The 15,097-nt window shown below is 64.9% G+C and carries 15 protein-coding genes and 1 tRNA gene; 14 read left to right on the forward strand and 2 right to left on the reverse strand.

What is annotated here, in order from left to right:
- Positions 1-6 precede the first annotated feature (6 nt).
- From ruvA to queC, 12 genes are all read left to right on the forward strand, one after another.
- Positions 7-600 (forward strand): Holliday junction branch migration protein RuvA, encoded by a 594-nt coding sequence (gene ruvA, locus MRBLST15_RS12495; protein ID WP_099818801.1) that lies wholly within the window; start codon positions 7-9, stop codon positions 598-600.
- Between the two features lie 49 nt (positions 601-649).
- On the forward strand, positions 650-2,569 hold the full coding sequence (locus MRBLST15_RS12500) for a potassium transporter Kup (protein ID WP_265953313.1): 1,920 nt from the start codon (positions 650-652) through the stop codon (positions 2,567-2,569).
- A 377-nt stretch (positions 2,570-2,946) separates the two neighbouring features.
- A complete protein-coding gene (gene ruvB, locus MRBLST15_RS12505; protein ID WP_059064880.1) occupies positions 2,947-3,987 on the forward strand; it encodes a Holliday junction branch migration DNA helicase RuvB in 1,041 nt (346 codons plus the stop codon).
- Complete coding sequence (gene ybgC, locus MRBLST15_RS12510; protein ID WP_265953314.1) at positions 3,977-4,426, forward strand: tol-pal system-associated acyl-CoA thioesterase; 450 nt, start codon at positions 3,977-3,979, stop codon at positions 4,424-4,426. Before ruvB ends, ybgC begins: the two co-directional genes overlap by 11 nt.
- 10 nt (positions 4,427-4,436) lie before the next feature.
- Entirely contained in the window at positions 4,437-5,216 is a 780-nt protein-coding gene (gene tolQ, locus MRBLST15_RS12515) for a protein TolQ (protein WP_025874672.1), read from the forward strand.
- Between the two features lie 24 nt (positions 5,217-5,240).
- The gene (gene tolR, locus MRBLST15_RS12520; RefSeq protein ID WP_025874671.1) at positions 5,241-5,669 is read left to right on the forward strand and encodes a protein TolR; all 429 of its coding nucleotides are present in this window, start codon (positions 5,241-5,243) and stop codon (positions 5,667-5,669) included.
- A complete protein-coding gene (gene tolA, locus MRBLST15_RS12525) occupies positions 5,659-6,714 on the forward strand; it encodes a cell envelope integrity protein TolA (RefSeq protein WP_367786032.1) in 1,056 nt (351 codons plus the stop codon). Before tolR ends, tolA begins: the two co-directional genes overlap by 11 nt.
- 251 nt (positions 6,715-6,965) lie before the next feature.
- Positions 6,966-8,285 (forward strand): Tol-Pal system beta propeller repeat protein TolB, encoded by a 1,320-nt coding sequence (gene tolB / locus MRBLST15_RS12530; RefSeq protein ID WP_367786033.1) that lies wholly within the window; start codon positions 6,966-6,968, stop codon positions 8,283-8,285.
- Between the two features lie 64 nt (positions 8,286-8,349).
- Positions 8,350-8,868 carry a peptidoglycan-associated lipoprotein Pal gene (gene pal / locus MRBLST15_RS12535; RefSeq protein ID WP_025874668.1) on the forward strand — a complete coding sequence of 173 codons (519 nt, stop codon included), beginning with the start codon at positions 8,350-8,352 and terminating at the stop codon, positions 8,866-8,868.
- 3 nt (positions 8,869-8,871) lie between these two features.
- Positions 8,872-9,690, forward strand: coding sequence for a tol-pal system protein YbgF (gene ybgF / locus MRBLST15_RS12540; RefSeq protein WP_088100990.1), 819 nt, complete (start codon positions 8,872-8,874; stop codon positions 9,688-9,690).
- A 139-nt stretch (positions 9,691-9,829) separates the two neighbouring features.
- Positions 9,830-10,531, forward strand: a complete 702-nt coding sequence (gene queE / locus MRBLST15_RS12545) for a 7-carboxy-7-deazaguanine synthase QueE (protein ID WP_367786034.1) — start codon at positions 9,830-9,832, stop codon at positions 10,529-10,531.
- Between the two features lie 77 nt (positions 10,532-10,608).
- Positions 10,609-11,274: a 7-cyano-7-deazaguanine synthase QueC gene (gene queC / locus MRBLST15_RS12550; protein ID WP_100460128.1), complete on the forward strand. Its 666-nt coding sequence runs from the start codon at positions 10,609-10,611 to the stop codon at positions 11,272-11,274.
- A gap of 189 nt (positions 11,275-11,463) precedes the next feature.
- On the opposite strand, the gene MRBLST15_RS12555 is transcribed toward queC, so the two are convergent.
- A complete protein-coding gene (locus MRBLST15_RS12555) occupies positions 11,464-12,423 on the reverse strand; it encodes a DUF2268 domain-containing putative Zn-dependent protease (RefSeq protein WP_367786036.1) in 960 nt (319 codons plus the stop codon).
- Positions 12,424-12,597: 174 nt separating this feature from the next.
- Here MRBLST15_RS12555 and MRBLST15_RS12560 point away from each other — a divergent pair.
- Positions 12,598-12,673: transfer RNA gene (locus MRBLST15_RS12560), tRNA-Lys, on the forward strand.
- Positions 12,674-12,994: 321 nt separating this feature from the next.
- Here the strand turns inward: MRBLST15_RS12560 and MRBLST15_RS12565 are convergent.
- Positions 12,995-13,351 carry a winged helix-turn-helix transcriptional regulator gene (locus tag MRBLST15_RS12565; protein ID WP_233614865.1) on the reverse strand — a complete coding sequence of 119 codons (357 nt, stop codon included), beginning with the start codon at positions 13,349-13,351 and terminating at the stop codon, positions 12,995-12,997.
- A gap of 142 nt (positions 13,352-13,493) precedes the next feature.
- On the opposite strand from MRBLST15_RS12565, the gene MRBLST15_RS12570 reads away from it, so the two are divergent.
- The gene (locus tag MRBLST15_RS12570; RefSeq protein WP_265953320.1) at positions 13,494-14,438 is read left to right on the forward strand and encodes an aromatic alcohol reductase; all 945 of its coding nucleotides are present in this window, start codon (positions 13,494-13,496) and stop codon (positions 14,436-14,438) included.
- Positions 14,439-15,097: the final 659 nt, after the last annotated feature.

Consider the following 15,097-nt stretch of genomic DNA (forward strand, 5'->3'; position numbering starts at 1 on the left):
CACGCAATGATCGGTCGACTGCGCGGGATCGTCGCCTACAAGGCGCCGCCGTGGCTGGTGGTGGACGTCAACGGGGTGGGCTACGAGCTGGAGGCGCCGATGAGCACCTTCTACGACCTGCCCGAGCTGGGCCGTGAGGTCACCCTGTATACCCATTATTCGCAGAAGGAAGACAGCGTCTCGCTGTACGGCTTCCTGCGCGAAGGCGAGCGCCGCCTGTTCCGCGACGTGCAGAGGGTCAGCGGCATCGGCGCGAAGATCGCGCTGGCCGTGCTGTCCGGCGTCACCGTCGAAGAATTCGCGCGCATGGTCCAGGCCGGCGACATCACTGCGCTGACCCGTATTCCCGGCATCGGCAAGAAGACCGCCGAGCGCATGGTGCTGGAACTGCGTGACCGCGCGGCGCAGTTCGGCGCCGGTGGCGCATTGCCGACCGGCAGTGGCCCGGCTCCCGCCGACCCGCTGTCCGATGCCACCGTGGCGCTGCAGCAGCTGGGCTACAAGCCGACCGAGGCGGCGCGGATGGCGCGCGAAGCCTTCAACGAGGGCGACGAAGTGGCCATGGTCATCCGCAAGGCCCTGCAGTCGGCGCTGCGCTGAGCCGCGCCGTTTCCTTTCCCATTACACCCTGAGCTTCGCCAGGAGCCCCATGTCCAGCAGTCAAACCCCGCACACCGCCGCCCATGGCGGCCATGGTCACGCTCCCCCCGCCGGGGGGCTGGCGCTGATCATCGGTGCGATCGGCGTGGTCTTCGGCGATATCGGCACCAGCCCGCTGTACACCCTGAAGGAGGCGTTCTCGCCGCACTACGGGCTCAGCAGCGACCATGACACCGTGCTGGGCGTGCTGTCGCTGGCGTTCTGGGCGCTGAACATCGTGGTTACCCTGAAGTACGTGACCATCATCATGCGCGCCGACAATGACGGCGAGGGCGGCATCATGGCGCTGATGGCGCTGACCCAGCGCACGCTGCGCAACGGGTCACGCTCGGCCTACGTGGTGGGCATCCTCGGCATCTTCGGCGCCTCGCTGTTCTTCGGCGACGGCGTGATCACGCCCGCGATATCGGTGCTGGGCGCGGTCGAAGGCCTGGAAGTGGCGGCCCCCGGGCTGCATGCCTTCATCGTGCCGATCACCGTGGTGGTGCTGCTGGCGGTGTTCGCGGTGCAGCGCTTTGGTACCGCGAAGATCGGCAAGCTGTTCGGGCCGATCACCTCGATCTGGTTCATCTCGCTGGCGGCGATCGGCATCTACAACATCGTCGATGCGCCGGAAGTGCTGAAAGCGTTCAATCCCTGGTGGGCAATCCGCTTCTTCATGGAGCACGGCTGGCACAGCATCTTCATCCTCGGCGCGGTGGTGCTGGCGGTCACCGGTGGCGAGGCGCTGTATGCCGACATGGGCCACTTCGGTGCCAAGCCGATCCGCCACGCCTGGTACTTCTTCGTGCTGCCGTGCCTGGTGCTGAACTACCTGGGACAGGGCGCGCTGGTGCTCAACCACCCCGAGGCGGTGAAGAACCCGTTCTTCGAAGCGGTACCGTCGTGGGCGCTGTACCCGATGATCATCCTGGCCACGATGGCGGCGGTGATCGCCTCGCAGTCGGTCATCACCGGCGCGTTCTCGGTCTCGCGCCAGGCCATGCAGCTGGGTTACATCCCGCGCATGCGCATCAAGCACACCTCGCACGACACCATCGGCCAGATCTACATTCCCGGCATCAACTGGGGCATCGCGGTGATGGTGATCGGCCTGGTGCTGGCCTTCCGCAGCTCGTCCAACCTGGCCGTGGCCTACGGCATCTCGGTGTCGGCCACCATGCTGATCGATACCCTGCTGCTGGCCCTGGTCGCCCGTTCGCTGTGGCCGAAGGCGCGCAACTGGATCCTGCCGCTGTGCGTGGTGTTCTTCGTCATCGATCTTGGCTTTGTCATCGCCAACGGCGCCAAGCTGCTGCAGGGTGCCTGGTTCCCGGTGGTGCTGGGCATCTTCCTGTTCACCATGATGCGCACCTGGCGCCGTGGCCGCGAACTGCTGCGCGATGAAATCCGCAAGGACGGCATCCGCATCGACACCTTCCTGCCGGGCCTGATGTTGGCACCGCCGGTACGCGTACCCGGCACCGCGGTGTTCCTCACCGCCGACCCGACCGTGGCCCCGCATGCGCTGATGCACAACCTCAAGCACAACAAGGTGCTGCACGAGCGCAACGTGTTCCTGCATGTGGTGACCCTGCCGGTGCCGTACGCGGCGGAGGGGCAGCGCCTGAAGATCGAATCGGTGGGCGATGAATTCTACCGGGTCTACGTGCGTTTCGGCTTCATGGAGACCCCCGACGTGCCGCTGGCGCTGATGCGCTCGTGCGACCACGGCGGCATCTACTTCGACCCGATGGACACCACCTTCTTCGCCAGCCGCGAAACCATCGTCGCCACTGCCAACCGCGGCATGCCGATCTGGCGCGACAAGCTGTTCGCACTGATGCACAGGAACGCCGCCCCCGCGACGGGCTTCTTCCGGATTCCGGGCAACCGCCTCGTAGAGCTGGGCGCGCAGGTGGAGATCTGACCGCGCGGGGTCGGATCCCTTTTCCTAAGGAAAAGGGCTCTGACCCCATGTTCGTGTCATCCAGTTCCATCCACGCATGGCGTGGATCTACTGTGTCGACCAAGGTCGACACCCACCAAGAGCGGGCCATGCCATTCCGGCAGATCGCAGCGATCTGTCGAAGGCGGGGTGGGTCCGGTTGCGGGGGCGTGAGCCGCATGGATGCGGCGACCGAGCGTACAGGGATGTACTTGCAGCGTCCCCCGCAACCGGACCCACCCCGCCATCCCCGGAAAACCTGCCTCTGCTCTTGCTTCGGCTGTTGCCGTTGCTTTGGCCCTTGCGGGTGCCGGGCGCAGCCCGGCCGAATTCCCCCGTTTTTGCCGCATAATCAGCACATGACCGACGACCGCATCATCGCCGCCGGCGCCACCCGCGAGGATGACGCCGCCGACGCCAGCATCCGACCCAAGCGACTTGCCGACTACCTCGGCCAGGTGCCGGTGCGCGAGCAGATGGAGATCTACATCCAGGCCGCCAAGGGTCGTGGCGATGCGCTGGACCACGTGCTGATCTTCGGCCCGCCCGGCCTGGGCAAGACCACCCTCAGCCATGTCATCGCCAACGAACTGGGCGTGGCCCTGCGCGTGACCTCCGGCCCGGTGATCGAAAAGGCCGGCGACCTGGCCGCGCTCCTGACCAACCTGCAGCCACATGATGTGCTGTTCATCGACGAGATCCATCGCCTGTCGCCGGTGGTGGAAGAAGTGCTGTATCCGGCGATGGAAGATTTCCAGATCGACATCATGATCGGCGAGGGCCCTGCGGCGCGCTCGATCAAGATCGACCTGCCGCCGTTCACCCTGATCGGCGCCACCACCCGCGCCGGCCTGCTGACCGCACCGCTGCGCGACCGCTTCGGTATCGTCCAGCGCCTGGAGTTCTACAGCGTCGAAGAACTGACCCGCATCGTGCGTCGCTCGGCCGCGATCCTGGCCATCGACTGCACCGCCGACGGGGCAGGGGAGATCGCGCGCCGCGCGCGTGGCACCCCGCGTATCGCCAACCGCTTGCTGCGCCGCGTGCGCGATTACGCCCAGGTCAAGGCCGGTGGCCACATCGACCAGACCGTGGCCCAGGCCGCAATGCAGATGCTCAAGGTCGACCCGGAAGGCTTCGACGAGCTCGACCGCCGGCTGCTGAAGACCATGGTCGATTACTTCGACGGTGGTCCGGTCGGCATCGAGTCGCTCGCCGCAGCGCTGTCCGAAGAGCGCGGCACGCTGGAAGACGTGGTCGAGCCGTACCTGATCCAGCAAGGCTACCTGGTGCGCACCGCGCGTGGCCGCATGGCCACCCACAAGGCTTACCGGCACATGGGCCTGAAGCCGAAGAACCCGCCGCAGGACCTGTTTGCCGAGGTCCCCGATGTCGGTTGAACCCTCGGTTGAACCCCGATTCAGTTGGCCGACACGCATTTACTGGGAAGATACCGACGCTGGCGGGGTGGTCTACCACGCCCGCTACGTGGCCTTCATGGAACGGGCCCGGACCGAATGGATGCGTGCGCTGGGCTACGGCCAGGAGCGCATGCGGTCCGAGCACGGCATGGTCTTCGCGGTGCGCTCCATGCAGATGGACTTCATCAAGCCGGCACGGCTGGATGACCAGCTGCAGGTCAGCGCCACCCTGGTCCAGCTGAAGAAGGCCAGCATGGTCTTCGACCAGCAGGTCCTGCGCGACGGCCAGCTGCTGCTGTCCGCGCAGGTCCGCATCGCCGCACTGGACGCGGCCAGTTTCCGCCCGCGTGGCATGGACGATGCAGTCCTTGTCGCGCTGCAACCCCACCTCCACCCCGAATCCGAACAGAACTCTTGAGGAACAACGGATGATCGCAACGCTCCTGGCCCTGCAGGCCACGGTCACCGAGGCTTTGCCGGCTGACGTCAGCAATGCCGCGACCCAGACCCTTGCCCAGGCCACCACCGGCGGCGGCATCAACTACCTCGAACTGATGGCCAAGGCCAGCCTGCCGGTGAAGATCATCGTGCTGGCGCTGCTGGTCGGCTCGTTCGTCAGCTGGGTGATCATTTTCCGCAAGGCCCGCATCTTCAAGCAGGCCACCCGCGAAGCCGACGAGTTCGAGAACCGCTTCTGGTCCGGTGCCGACCTGGGCAAGCTGTACAGCTCGGCCACCGACCGCAGCCGCAATGTCGGCGGCCTGGAAGCGATCTTCGAAGCCGGTTTCCGCGAGTACACCCGCCTGCGCGACAAGCGCCGTCTGGATGGCCGTGCCCAGCTGGAAGGCGCCCAGCGCGCGATGCGCACCACCTACACCCGCGAAGTCGACCAGCTCGAACGCAACCTGGAACTGCTGGCCAACATCGGTTCGACCGCCCCGTACGTGGGCCTGGTCGGTACCGTGTTCGGCATCATGGTGACCATGCACGACATGATCAGCAGCGGTGCCCAGGCCGGTATCGCCGCCGTCGCCCCGGGCATTTCCGAAGCGCTGTTCGCTACCGCCATCGGCCTGTTCGTGGCGATCCCGGCGGTGTGGGCCTACAACCGCTTCACCACCCGCGTGGAGCGCATGTCGGTGCGTTTCGAGACCTTCGCCGACGAGTTCAGCTCGATCCTGCAGCGCCAGAGCGCTGGCGACGAGTAAGCGCCAGACCCGGGAGTCCAAGCCATGTCCGCTGCCATCGGTCGCCGCAAGCGCCGCAAGCTGAAATCGGAAATCAACGTCGTTCCCTATATCGACGTCATGCTGGTGCTGTTGATCATCTTCATGGTCACCGCGCCACTGCTCACCCTGAGCTTCGATGTCGACCTGCCCAATTCCAATGCCAAGGCACTGGAAAGCAAGCAGGACCCGGTGATCGTCTCGGTGCGCCAGGACGGCCAGCTCAGCCTGAAGCTGCCCGACGCCAAGGAGCCCACCGCCGTCACCGCCGAGGAACTGCAGGGTCACCTGTCCGGCATCGCCGCGCAGGACAAGGGAGTGCGCGTGATCGTCGCCGCCGACCGTGCCGTGGCCTATGAAAAGGTCATCGCGGCGATGGACGTGATCAAGCGCGCCAACGTGGACAAGGTAGGCCTGGCCACCGATGCACGCTGACGCCCTGCCGCCACCGCACAAGCAGGAACCCGGCTGGGGCCAGCCGCTGGTGCTGGCCGTGCTGGTGCACCTGCTGGTCGCGTTGATCTTCATCGGCGCCTGGCTGTGGTCACCGCAGCGCAATACCGATGCCGCCGCAGGCGATCCCTCGGTCGAGGCCAGCCTGGCGCTGTCCGCGTCCGAAGCCGCCGCGGCGCGCCAGGCCCTGCGCCAGTCGGAGAAGCTGGAAGACCTGCCGCCGCCGGTGGCCGAGCCGATCCCGGTGCCGGAAGACACCATCCCGCCGCCGCAGCCGATTGAAGAGCCGCGCCCGCAGGACGCGCCGACGCCGCAGCAGCAACAGGCGCAGGAGCGCGTGGCGCAACCTGACACCAAGGACCAGGACGCGGTCAGCGCGTTGGCGATCTCGCAGGAAAAGGCCAAGCAGGAGCAGGAAGCCAAGCGCCGCCAGGAACAGATCGACCTGACCGAACGCAAGCGCCAGGAAGAGGCCGAGCAGAAGCTGCGCCTGGCCAAGCAGCAGGAAGCGGACGCCAAGAAAAAGCAGGCCGAGCAGGAGCGTCTGGCTGCCGACAAGGCTGAAGCCGAGAAGCAGAAGAAGATCGCCGACATCCGTGCCCGCCGCGAGCAGGCCGAGAAGGAAGCCAAGCTGGCCGAGCAGAAGCTGCGCCAGGTTGCCGCCGCGCGCAATGCCGCGGGCACGGCCGCTGCCGGTGCCAGCGGCGCCGCACAGCCGGCCGCCGGTGGTGGTGGCAGCAGTGACGACCTGTCTGCCAAGTACGCGGCGGCGATCCAGGCCAAGGTGCTGGCGCAGTGGGTGCGTCCGGACAGCGTGCCGCTGGGCCAACGCTGCCAGATCACCATCAACCAGCTGCCGGGTGGAACGGTCCGCAGTGCTACGGTCAGCGCCGGCTGCCCGTTCGACGAGGCCGGCAAGCGCTCGATCGAGGCCGCCGTGCTCAACGCCCAGCCGTTGCCATACCGTGGCTTCGAGCAGGTATTCACGCGCACGATCAACTTCACCTTCACCGCCCAGGATCGCTGAGGCGCAGGCGTAGGGCAGCCCTTTCAGGGCTGTCCCGTCCTTCAGTGACGCCTTTGACTGTGGATCGTGCGGGGCCGACCGAGCCATGCTTGAGCTGAGTCATCCGCATGGAAGTTGGCCGCGACGTTAACGGCATGTGAGACACCCGGCTGGCACTGACCCGGAATTCACGTACCCTTGGTTCATGATTGCGAAGCGGTTCACTGCCGTTTTGTTATCCCTCGTTCCGGTTCCCCCTATTTGAGCGCTCCATGAAGAAGATGCCTCGCTGGCTTGCCGTGTTTGCGGCCCTGTTGCTGCCCTTTGCTGCCGTCGCGCAGCAGAAGGGGCTGGATATCGACATCATCGGCGGCAACGCCTCCGCCCTTCCGATCACCATCGTGCCGATGCCCTACCAGGGTTCGTCCGGCGCTCCGCAGACCGACGTCGCCGGCGTGGTCCGTGCCGATCTCGAACGTTCGGGCCAGTTCCGCACGCTGCCCGAAGCGCAGATCGTCGAAAAGCCGACCCGTGGCGGCGACATCCAGTTCGCCACCTGGCGCGCGCTGAAGCAGAACTACATCGTCGTCGGGCGGGTCATGGACGCCGGTGCCGGCGCCTACCGCGTCGAGTACGAACTGTTCGACGTGCCCAAGGGCGAGCGCCTGCTGGGCCTGGCGATGACCGCACGCGGCAATGCCATGCGCGACGTCGCCCACCAGATGGCCGACGCCATCTACGAGAAGATCACCGGCATCCGTGGCGCCTTCTGGACCCGCATCGCCTACGTGACCGCCAGCGGCAAGGGCGACGCCATGCGCTATGCGCTGATGGTCGCCGATTCGGACGGCTTCAACCCGCAGACCATCGTGCGTTCGGCCGAGCCGCTGCTGTCGCCGTCGTGGAGCCCGGATGGCAACAAGCTGGCCTATGTCAGCTTCGAACGTGGCAACTCGGCCATCTACATCCAGAACATCTCCACCGGCGCCCGTGAACTGGTCACCAGCTTCCGCGGCATCAACAGCGCCCCGGCCTTCTCGCCGGACGGCCGCAAGCTGGCCCTGACCCTGTCGCGCTCGGGCAACCCGGAAATCTACGTGATGGATCTGGGCAGCAAGCAGCTGACCCAGCTGACCAACCACTTCGCCATCGACACCGAGCCGACCTGGGCTCCGGACGGCAGCGCGGTGTACTTCACCTCCGACCGCGGCGGTCGCCCGCAGGTCTACAAGGTCGGTGCCGGTGGTGGCAGCGCCGAGCGCGTGACCTTCCAGGGCAACTACAACGCCAAGCCCTCGGTCTCCTACGACGGCAAGAAGATCGCCGTCGCCCAGGGTTCGGGCAACAGCTACAAGATCGCGCTGATGGACAGCTCGCTGGGTTCGCCCCGCTGGAGCACGCTGTCGCCGGGTTCGCTGGACGAGTCGCCGAGCTTTGCGCCCAACGCAAGCATGGTGCTGTATGCCGCCCGTGAGGGTGGTCGTGGTGTGCTGTACGCCGTCTCGGCCGATGCGCGCGTGCGCCAGCGCCTGGTTCTGGCAGACGGTGATGTGCGCGAGCCGGCATGGTCCCCCTACCGTACCCAGCGCTAAAAGAGTGTTAATATTTTCTCTGTATTGAACCCCTCATCGGCTTAGGAGCCACAAAGGTATCGCCATGAACAAGTCCACCCGCGTTCTGCTTGTTTCCCTGCTGTCTGTGGCCGTCCTGGCCGGTTGCTCGAAGAAGGTCAAGGAAGAAGCCCCGGCTCCGGTCGATACCGGCACCTCGACCACCACCCCGACCGGTCCGTCCACCTCCGGCCTGTACGGCCCGGGCGACCTGGACACCGATGCCTGCCTGCGCCAGCGCGTTGTCTACTTCGACCTGGACAAGGAAGACGTGAAGCCGGAATTCCAGGCCATCATGGCTTGCCACGCCAAGTACCTGCGTGACCGTCCGTCCTCGCGCATCACCCTGCAGGGCCACACCGACGAGCGCGGTTCGCGCGCGTACAACCAGGCCCTGGGCGAGCGTCGTGGCAACGGCGTCAACTCGGCACTGCAGGCCAACGGTGGCTCGGCTTCGCAGCTGACCGTCGTGTCCTACGGTGAAGAGCGTCCGGTCTGCACCGAGTCGAACGAGTCCTGCTGGTCGCAGAACCGTCGCGTCGAAATCGTCTACACCGCGCAGTAATCCATGCGCCTTGGCATCAAACTGATGCTGGTCGTTGCGGCAGCCCTCGTGGCTGCCGCACCGGCGCATGCACAACGTCAGAGCCTGGCCGACCGCGTCGGTTCGCTCGAGCAGCAGATGTACAACAACAGTGCCAACCAGGACCTGTTGAACCAGATCAATCAGCTGCGGCAGCAGGTCACCAGCCTGCAGGCCTCGATCGAGCAACTCCAGCACGACAACGCCCAGCTCAAGCAGTCCGCCCAGGATCAGTATCTGGATCTGGACAGCCGCCTGAACCGGTTGGAAGGGGGCTCTGCCGCCCCGGCCCTGCCTGCTGTTCCGGCGAGCGCGCCGAAGGCTCCTGCAGCCCCGGCAAAACCCGCAGCGGCGGCCACTTCCGAGCGGCCGCCCTCCGTCCATGGTGACCCGGGCAGCCTGGCCGTCACCGGTGATGAGCGCACGTCCTACAACGTGGCTTTCGATGCGTTGAAGGCAGGCAAGTACGATGATTCGGCGCAGCTGTTCCTGAGCTTCCTGGAGCTGTATCCGAACGGCGTCTACGCCCCCAATGCGCTGTACTGGCTGGGTGAGAGCTATTACGCCACCCGCAATTTCCCGATGGCCGAGTCCCAGTTCCGCGAACTGCTCTCGCGCTATCCCACCCACGACAAGGCCGCAGGTGGCCTGCTCAAGGTCGGCCTCTCGCAGTATGGCGAGGGCAAGGTCGACCAGGCCCAGCAGACGCTGGAGACCGTCGTGGCGCAATACCCGGGCTCGGATGCCGCGCGAACCGCGCAGGACCGCCTGCAATCGATCCGCCTCGGCAATCAGATCCGCTGATCAGCTGACCGGGCGTACAATACGCCGCCTGGCGCTGGGTTGACTCCCGGCAGCCTCCTGTAGAGCCGAGCCCATGCTCGGCTGCTTTCGTTTCCGGCGCCGAGACATCCGTCGCCCGCCCCATGAAGAATTGTCTGCCATGACCGCCGTCACTCCGTCCAACGCCGTCGCCACGCCCAGCGAGATCGTGCAATCACCCTTGCCGCGCCTGAAGATCACCGAGATCTTCACCTCGTTGCAGGGCGAAGCCGATACCGCTGGTTGGCCGACCGTGTTCGTGCGCCTGACCGGTTGCCCGCTGCGCTGCCAGTACTGCGACACCGCTTACGCCTTCCACGGCGGCACCTGGTGGGACATCGACGACATCGTCGCCGAGGTGCTGGCCCAGGGTGTGCGCCATGTCTGTGTGACCGGCGGCGAGCCGCTGGCACAGAAGCGCTGCCTGGTGCTGCTGCAGAAGCTGTGCGATGCCGGCCTGGATGTGTCGCTGGAAACGTCCGGTGCGCTGGACGTCAGCGCGGTCGATCCGCGCGTATCGCGCGTGGTCGACATCAAGACCCCCGGCTCGGCCGAGGTCGCGCGCAATCGGCTGGAGAACCTGCCGCTGCTGACCACACGCGACCAGATCAAGTTCGTGATATGCAACCGCGAGGACTACGACTGGGCCAAGGCGACGGTCGTCGAGCACCAGCTGGTGCAGCGCACGATGGTGTTCTTCTCGCCCAGCAAGGGCGAGATCACTGCCCGCCAGCTGGCGGACTGGATCGTGGAAGACCGTCTGCCGGTGCGCTTCCAGATGCAGTTGCATAAGATTCTCTGGAATGACGAACCGGGCCGCTGAGCCCGTCCGTTGTTCCTTGATGTAGTTCCGGCGCGGGACAGCGTGCTGGCTTTTCCCCCAAACCGGATGATTTACCCATGAAGAAGGCAGTCGTGCTTCTCTCCGGCGGCATGGATTCAGCCGCCGTCATCGCCATGGCCCAGGAACAGGGCTTCGCCGTGCATGCCCTGAGCGTGCGCTACGGCCAGCGCCACACCTCCGAACTGGATGCGGCCGCGCGCGTGGCCAAGGCCCAGGGCGTGATCGTGCACAAGACCGTGGACGTGGACCTGCGCAGCATCGGCGGCTCGGCGCTGACCGACGACATCGACGTGCCCGAGGCGGGCGGCGAGGGCATCCCGGTCACCTACGTGCCGGCGCGCAACACCATCATGCTGTCGCTGGCGCTGGGCTGGGCCGAAGTGCTCGGTGCCAACGACATCTTCTGCGGCGTCAATGCTGTGGACTATTCCGGTTACCCGGACTGCCGCCCTGAATTCATCGCCGCCTTCCAGGCACTGGCCAACCTGGCGACCAAGTCGGGCGTGGAAGGCGCGGGCATCACCGTGCATGCACCGTTGCAGTTCCTCAGCAAGGGCCAGATCGTCAGCGAAGGCGTGCGCCTGGGCGTGGACTTCGGCCTGACCGTGTCCTGCTACAACGCCGATGCCAACGGCGCCGCCTGTGGCCACTGCGACGCCTGCCGCTTGCGCGCGCAGGGCTTCACCGAAGCCGGTGTGGCCGACCCGACGCTGTACGCCTGATCGCCTCTGGTAGTGCCGGCCGCTGGCCGGCTTCCCCCGCAGGTGCGAACTCCACCCCGGTGGGTGCCAACCGCTCCCTCGGTGGGTGCGAACCTTGGTTCGCGCTGGCTGATCCGCCGGGGGAGGTCTGACGCTGGTGGGTGCGAACCGTTGGTTCGCACTCCCTGACCCGCAAGGCATGGCCAGGCGCTACCGCTGCCGCAACCATCCCGACGCGTCAATAAACGCACGCACCGCTGCAGGATCCTCGTAATCCAGCTCGATCATCCGTGCGATCGCCGCCTGCTCATCCGGCTGCTGGCGCATGTACTCCTGCGCGATGCGATACCCCGCGTAGTAGCCTAGATCGCTCACCCCGAACGCATTGCGGGCGCTGTTGTACAGCCAGTTGTCCAGGTCATCGCCGTCCATCTCGGTGATGAAGCGAGTGCGGATCTCCGATTCATGCAACGGCCCATAGATGTACAGCGGCAGCGCCGGTCGACGGCCACTGATCCGCTCGGCCACGTACTCGGCCACGCCCTCGCGCACCGCGTACTGCGCGAGCGAACCGGTGGTCTCGCGCTGCTGGGTGTGCACGTACTCGTGCAGGTTGTTCTGTGCGTTGTTCGCGCCCGGACGGCTGTCGTAGAAGATCCGCAGGCGACTGCGCAACGGCTCCGGCAGTTCGCTGACATCCACGCTTGCATCGCCCAGTGCCATTTCCGCGCCGATCAGTACCTGGTTGCCGAGTGTGGTGCCACCGGTCCGCAGCACGCCCACCGCATAGGTGATGCTTGCCGGGCGCAGGGCGGGGTAGAGCTCGCGGAACGCCGCCAGATCCCGCTCCAGCGTGGTGCTGGCCTGCTGCGCGTTGGCGGTCAGCGGCCGCACCGAGGCCCAGAAGCGCGGCCAGGCGAGCATTGCGTCGGCGTACTCGGCGGCGGTGTAGTTGCGCACCTTCATCAGCGCATGCAGGCCGGGACTGCCTGGATCGATGTAGCGCTGCTGGACCAGGACCACCCGCTGCGCGGCATCGGGCTCGGCAAGCACGGCATCGTAGGTAGCCCAGAAGCGGTCGATATCGTCGGTCCGCACCTGTGTAGGCGATGCCGCAGAGGTGGCGAATGGCAGCAGCAGGGCGAGCATCAGCGGCAGTGGCAGGCGCATCCATCGCTCCGGGGCAGGGTCGCAGGTGAGATGCGGCGCGTGGCGGAATGGTTTAGAGGCCCGCAGCCGGGGTAGTGGCGGCCGCTGGTCGGCAACCTCGTGGATCTCCGGCTTCACCCAGCCCCGAAAAGTACGGTAGAATGCCCACCCCGCCGAAAGGCCGGGGCCTTGCATGGGCCGTTAGCTCAGTCGGTAGAGCAGAAGACTTTTAATCTTTTGGTCGATGGTTCGAATCCATCACGGCCCACCAATTGCATCAACGACTTAGGCGCCCTTGCGGCGCCTTTTTCATATTTCCGGAAAAATTAAGTGGTTCCACGCTCAAGCACGTGCGGCTTGTGAGGCGGTTGAACCACCGGCAGTTCGTGGTCGTAGCGCTGTCGCATCTCTTCGGTGACGTGACCACGTGCGGTCTTGCTGTCGCCGTCGGTGACGCCCCGGTGTTGTAGCCCATGCAAGGCCAAACGCTTGGCGTCGGATGTGACCTAGACGCGAATACCTCGGTGATGACGCGCTGGAGCCTCACCCCAGTGGGTAAGCTACCTGCCGGCGCCGCTGCTGGCCTACCTCATCATTTCCCGTCTGAAGAATCAAAATTCTGCCGGCATTGGCGGAATTCCTCCGCATGAGCCACTACCCATGTCCACATGGGAATCATCAGTACAAGTAGGTCCTTGCCCAGCGCTGTGATGCTGTACTCCACATGTGGCGGTACTTCGCGGAAATCCTGCCGGCTGATCAACCCGTCCCGTTCCAATTGCCGGAGGGTGCGCGTAAGCATGCGCTGGGTGATTCCCTTCATCCGTCGCGCGACCTCGGCATGACGCAGCGTTCCATACACGCCAAGCGCATGGATGATACCCAGGGACCAGCGGCTACCAGCGTGCGCTAAAACCTCCCGGCGCAGTCCATCTTCGTCCTCGCTCATCCCGTCGCATATGGCTTGAGAATGCCTTAGGAGTTCTTCCGGACTCATGAACGGTGCGGTCGGTATCATCGATGTGCCTTCTTACGTGTGGGCCATTAGGCGAGCAGAATCGCCGCCATCGTACACACACAAGGCGATTTCAATGTCATCTCATATCAGCACTATCCCCTCACGGTCGATCCTGGTGCTTGGCGCAGGCGAGCTTGGAATGCCTGTCATCCGGAACCTTGCACGTTTGGCCGTAAGTCATCCAGGCACACGGATCAGTGTGATGCTACGGGCGGCGTCGATCGACTCAGCACTGCCGGAGAAGCAGCGGGTGGTCGATGAAATCCGCGCCTTGGGGGTGAATATCGTTGCTGGTGATCTGGTGACTGAATCAGTAGAAGCGTTGGCGGCTACCTTCGCGCAGTTCGACACAGTGATTGGATGCACCGGCTATGCCGCAGGCCGCGATACGCCAATGAAGGTTGCGCGTGCGGCGGTGAAGTCTGGTATTCCCCGCTACTTCCCTTGGCAGTTCGGTGTCGATTTCGATGCCATTGGGCGCGGTGGCCCCCAGGATCTGTTCGACGCCCAGCTGGACGTGCGCGAGTATCTGCGTTCGCAGACTGCGATGGACTGGGTGATCATCTCCACTGGGATGTTCACCAGCTACCTCTTCGAGCCCGACTTCGGCGTGGTCGACCTGATTGGGCATAAAGTGAACGCACTGGGCTCGGCGAGCAACGCTGTCACCCTGACCACGCCGGATGACATCGGCGCAATGACAGCGCGCATCGTGTTCCACACACCTGCGATCCGCAACGAGATCGTGTATCTGGCAGGTGACACCATCCGCTACGGTGACCTTCCGGATATTCTGCAGAAGGCGTTCGGCGAACCTTTCGAGCTGACGATCTGGGGTGTACCCCAGCTCATGCAGGAACTGGCTAACGACCCGGGCAACATGATAAAGAAGTATCGCGCGGCCTTTGCCCAAGGGAGGGGCGTTGCGTGGGATGTGGAGCGAACCTTCAATGCGAAGATCGGGGCCGAGCTACAGGGCGTGCAGGCGTGGCTGGATTCCAACGTGCAGCGCTCCTGATTTGCTGCTGGATTGTGAGGAGGCGCCTGCTGGGCGCCTTTTTCATTGCCGTCCCCGCCCGCACGCTCACAATGGTCGTACGTCGCGGCACACCAGTTCGCCAACGGCTCGGTAACCGGAGTCAAACGGTGGAGTCTTGGTCGTGGATCCCGTGCATATCCCTTGAGACGCCGGAAAAATTGTCGAGTGAGCTTAGGACCAGCAATGGTTCCACGCTCGGCGGGCGGAAAAATAGAGCGGCGCAACCGGTTGTTTTCAAAGGAATCGCCAGCTTTCTTTTAATCTTTTGGTCGATGGTTCGAATCCATCACGGCCCACCATTGCGACAGAAGGGTTTCGGAGCGATCCGGAGCCCTTTGTTTTTTCCGCAATCGCCGATGTTTTCCTCAAAATCACTTGGTTGGGGTCACGCGATCCCCTTTGCGCTTTCGGGTGTAGGTCTCGGTCCTCACTACTGACGAATGACCCAGCTGCCTTCCGGCGTGCTCGGCACTCCGCCAGCAGCACGCGCGCTGTGCGCTTGGCTTGAGTGCGACGTCCCCCCGGCTTGAGTAGTGGGCGGGTTTAGAGTCCGGTGCTGATGTTATCTTTCTTCGTCGCCAACTGCGCGGCGTACTGGGCGGGCGTTAGTCCGCCAAGCGCTCTTTTGGGCCTTTCTT

The sequence above is a fragment of the Stenotrophomonas sp. LST15-1-1.1 genome, assembly GCF_040815575.1.
GTDB lineage: Bacteria > Pseudomonadota > Gammaproteobacteria > Xanthomonadales > Xanthomonadaceae > Stenotrophomonas > Stenotrophomonas lactitubi_B.

What these genes read in the sequence shown, in the direction of transcription:
- MRBLST15_RS12565 (WP_233614865.1), bottom strand. Translation starts at nt 13,351, where the DNA reads ATGAGCGAGGACGAAGATGGACTGCGCCGGGAGGTTTTAGCGCACGCT.
- ruvB (WP_059064880.1), top strand. Translation starts at nt 2,947, where the DNA reads ATGACCGACGACCGCATCATCGCCGCCGGCGCCACCCGCGAGGATGAC.
- ybgC (WP_265953314.1), top strand. Translation starts at nt 3,977, where the DNA reads ATGTCGGTTGAACCCTCGGTTGAACCCCGATTCAGTTGGCCGACACGC.
- MRBLST15_RS12500 (WP_265953313.1), top strand. Translation starts at nt 650, where the DNA reads ATGTCCAGCAGTCAAACCCCGCACACCGCCGCCCATGGCGGCCATGGT.
- tolQ (WP_025874672.1), top strand. Translation starts at nt 4,437, where the DNA reads ATGATCGCAACGCTCCTGGCCCTGCAGGCCACGGTCACCGAGGCTTTG.
- queC (WP_100460128.1), top strand. Translation starts at nt 10,609, where the DNA reads ATGAAGAAGGCAGTCGTGCTTCTCTCCGGCGGCATGGATTCAGCCGCC.
- tolA (WP_367786032.1), top strand. Translation starts at nt 5,659, where the DNA reads ATGCACGCTGACGCCCTGCCGCCACCGCACAAGCAGGAACCCGGCTGG.
- ruvA (WP_099818801.1), top strand. Translation starts at nt 7, where the DNA reads ATGATCGGTCGACTGCGCGGGATCGTCGCCTACAAGGCGCCGCCGTGG.
- ybgF (WP_088100990.1), top strand. Translation starts at nt 8,872, where the DNA reads ATGCGCCTTGGCATCAAACTGATGCTGGTCGTTGCGGCAGCCCTCGTG.
- queE (WP_367786034.1), top strand. Translation starts at nt 9,830, where the DNA reads ATGACCGCCGTCACTCCGTCCAACGCCGTCGCCACGCCCAGCGAGATC.
- MRBLST15_RS12570 (WP_265953320.1), top strand. Translation starts at nt 13,494, where the DNA reads ATGTCATCTCATATCAGCACTATCCCCTCACGGTCGATCCTGGTGCTT.
- tolB (WP_367786033.1), top strand. Translation starts at nt 6,966, where the DNA reads ATGAAGAAGATGCCTCGCTGGCTTGCCGTGTTTGCGGCCCTGTTGCTG.
- MRBLST15_RS12555 (WP_367786036.1), bottom strand. Translation starts at nt 12,423, where the DNA reads ATGCGCCTGCCACTGCCGCTGATGCTCGCCCTGCTGCTGCCATTCGCC.
- pal (WP_025874668.1), top strand. Translation starts at nt 8,350, where the DNA reads ATGAACAAGTCCACCCGCGTTCTGCTTGTTTCCCTGCTGTCTGTGGCC.
- tolR (WP_025874671.1), top strand. Translation starts at nt 5,241, where the DNA reads ATGTCCGCTGCCATCGGTCGCCGCAAGCGCCGCAAGCTGAAATCGGAA.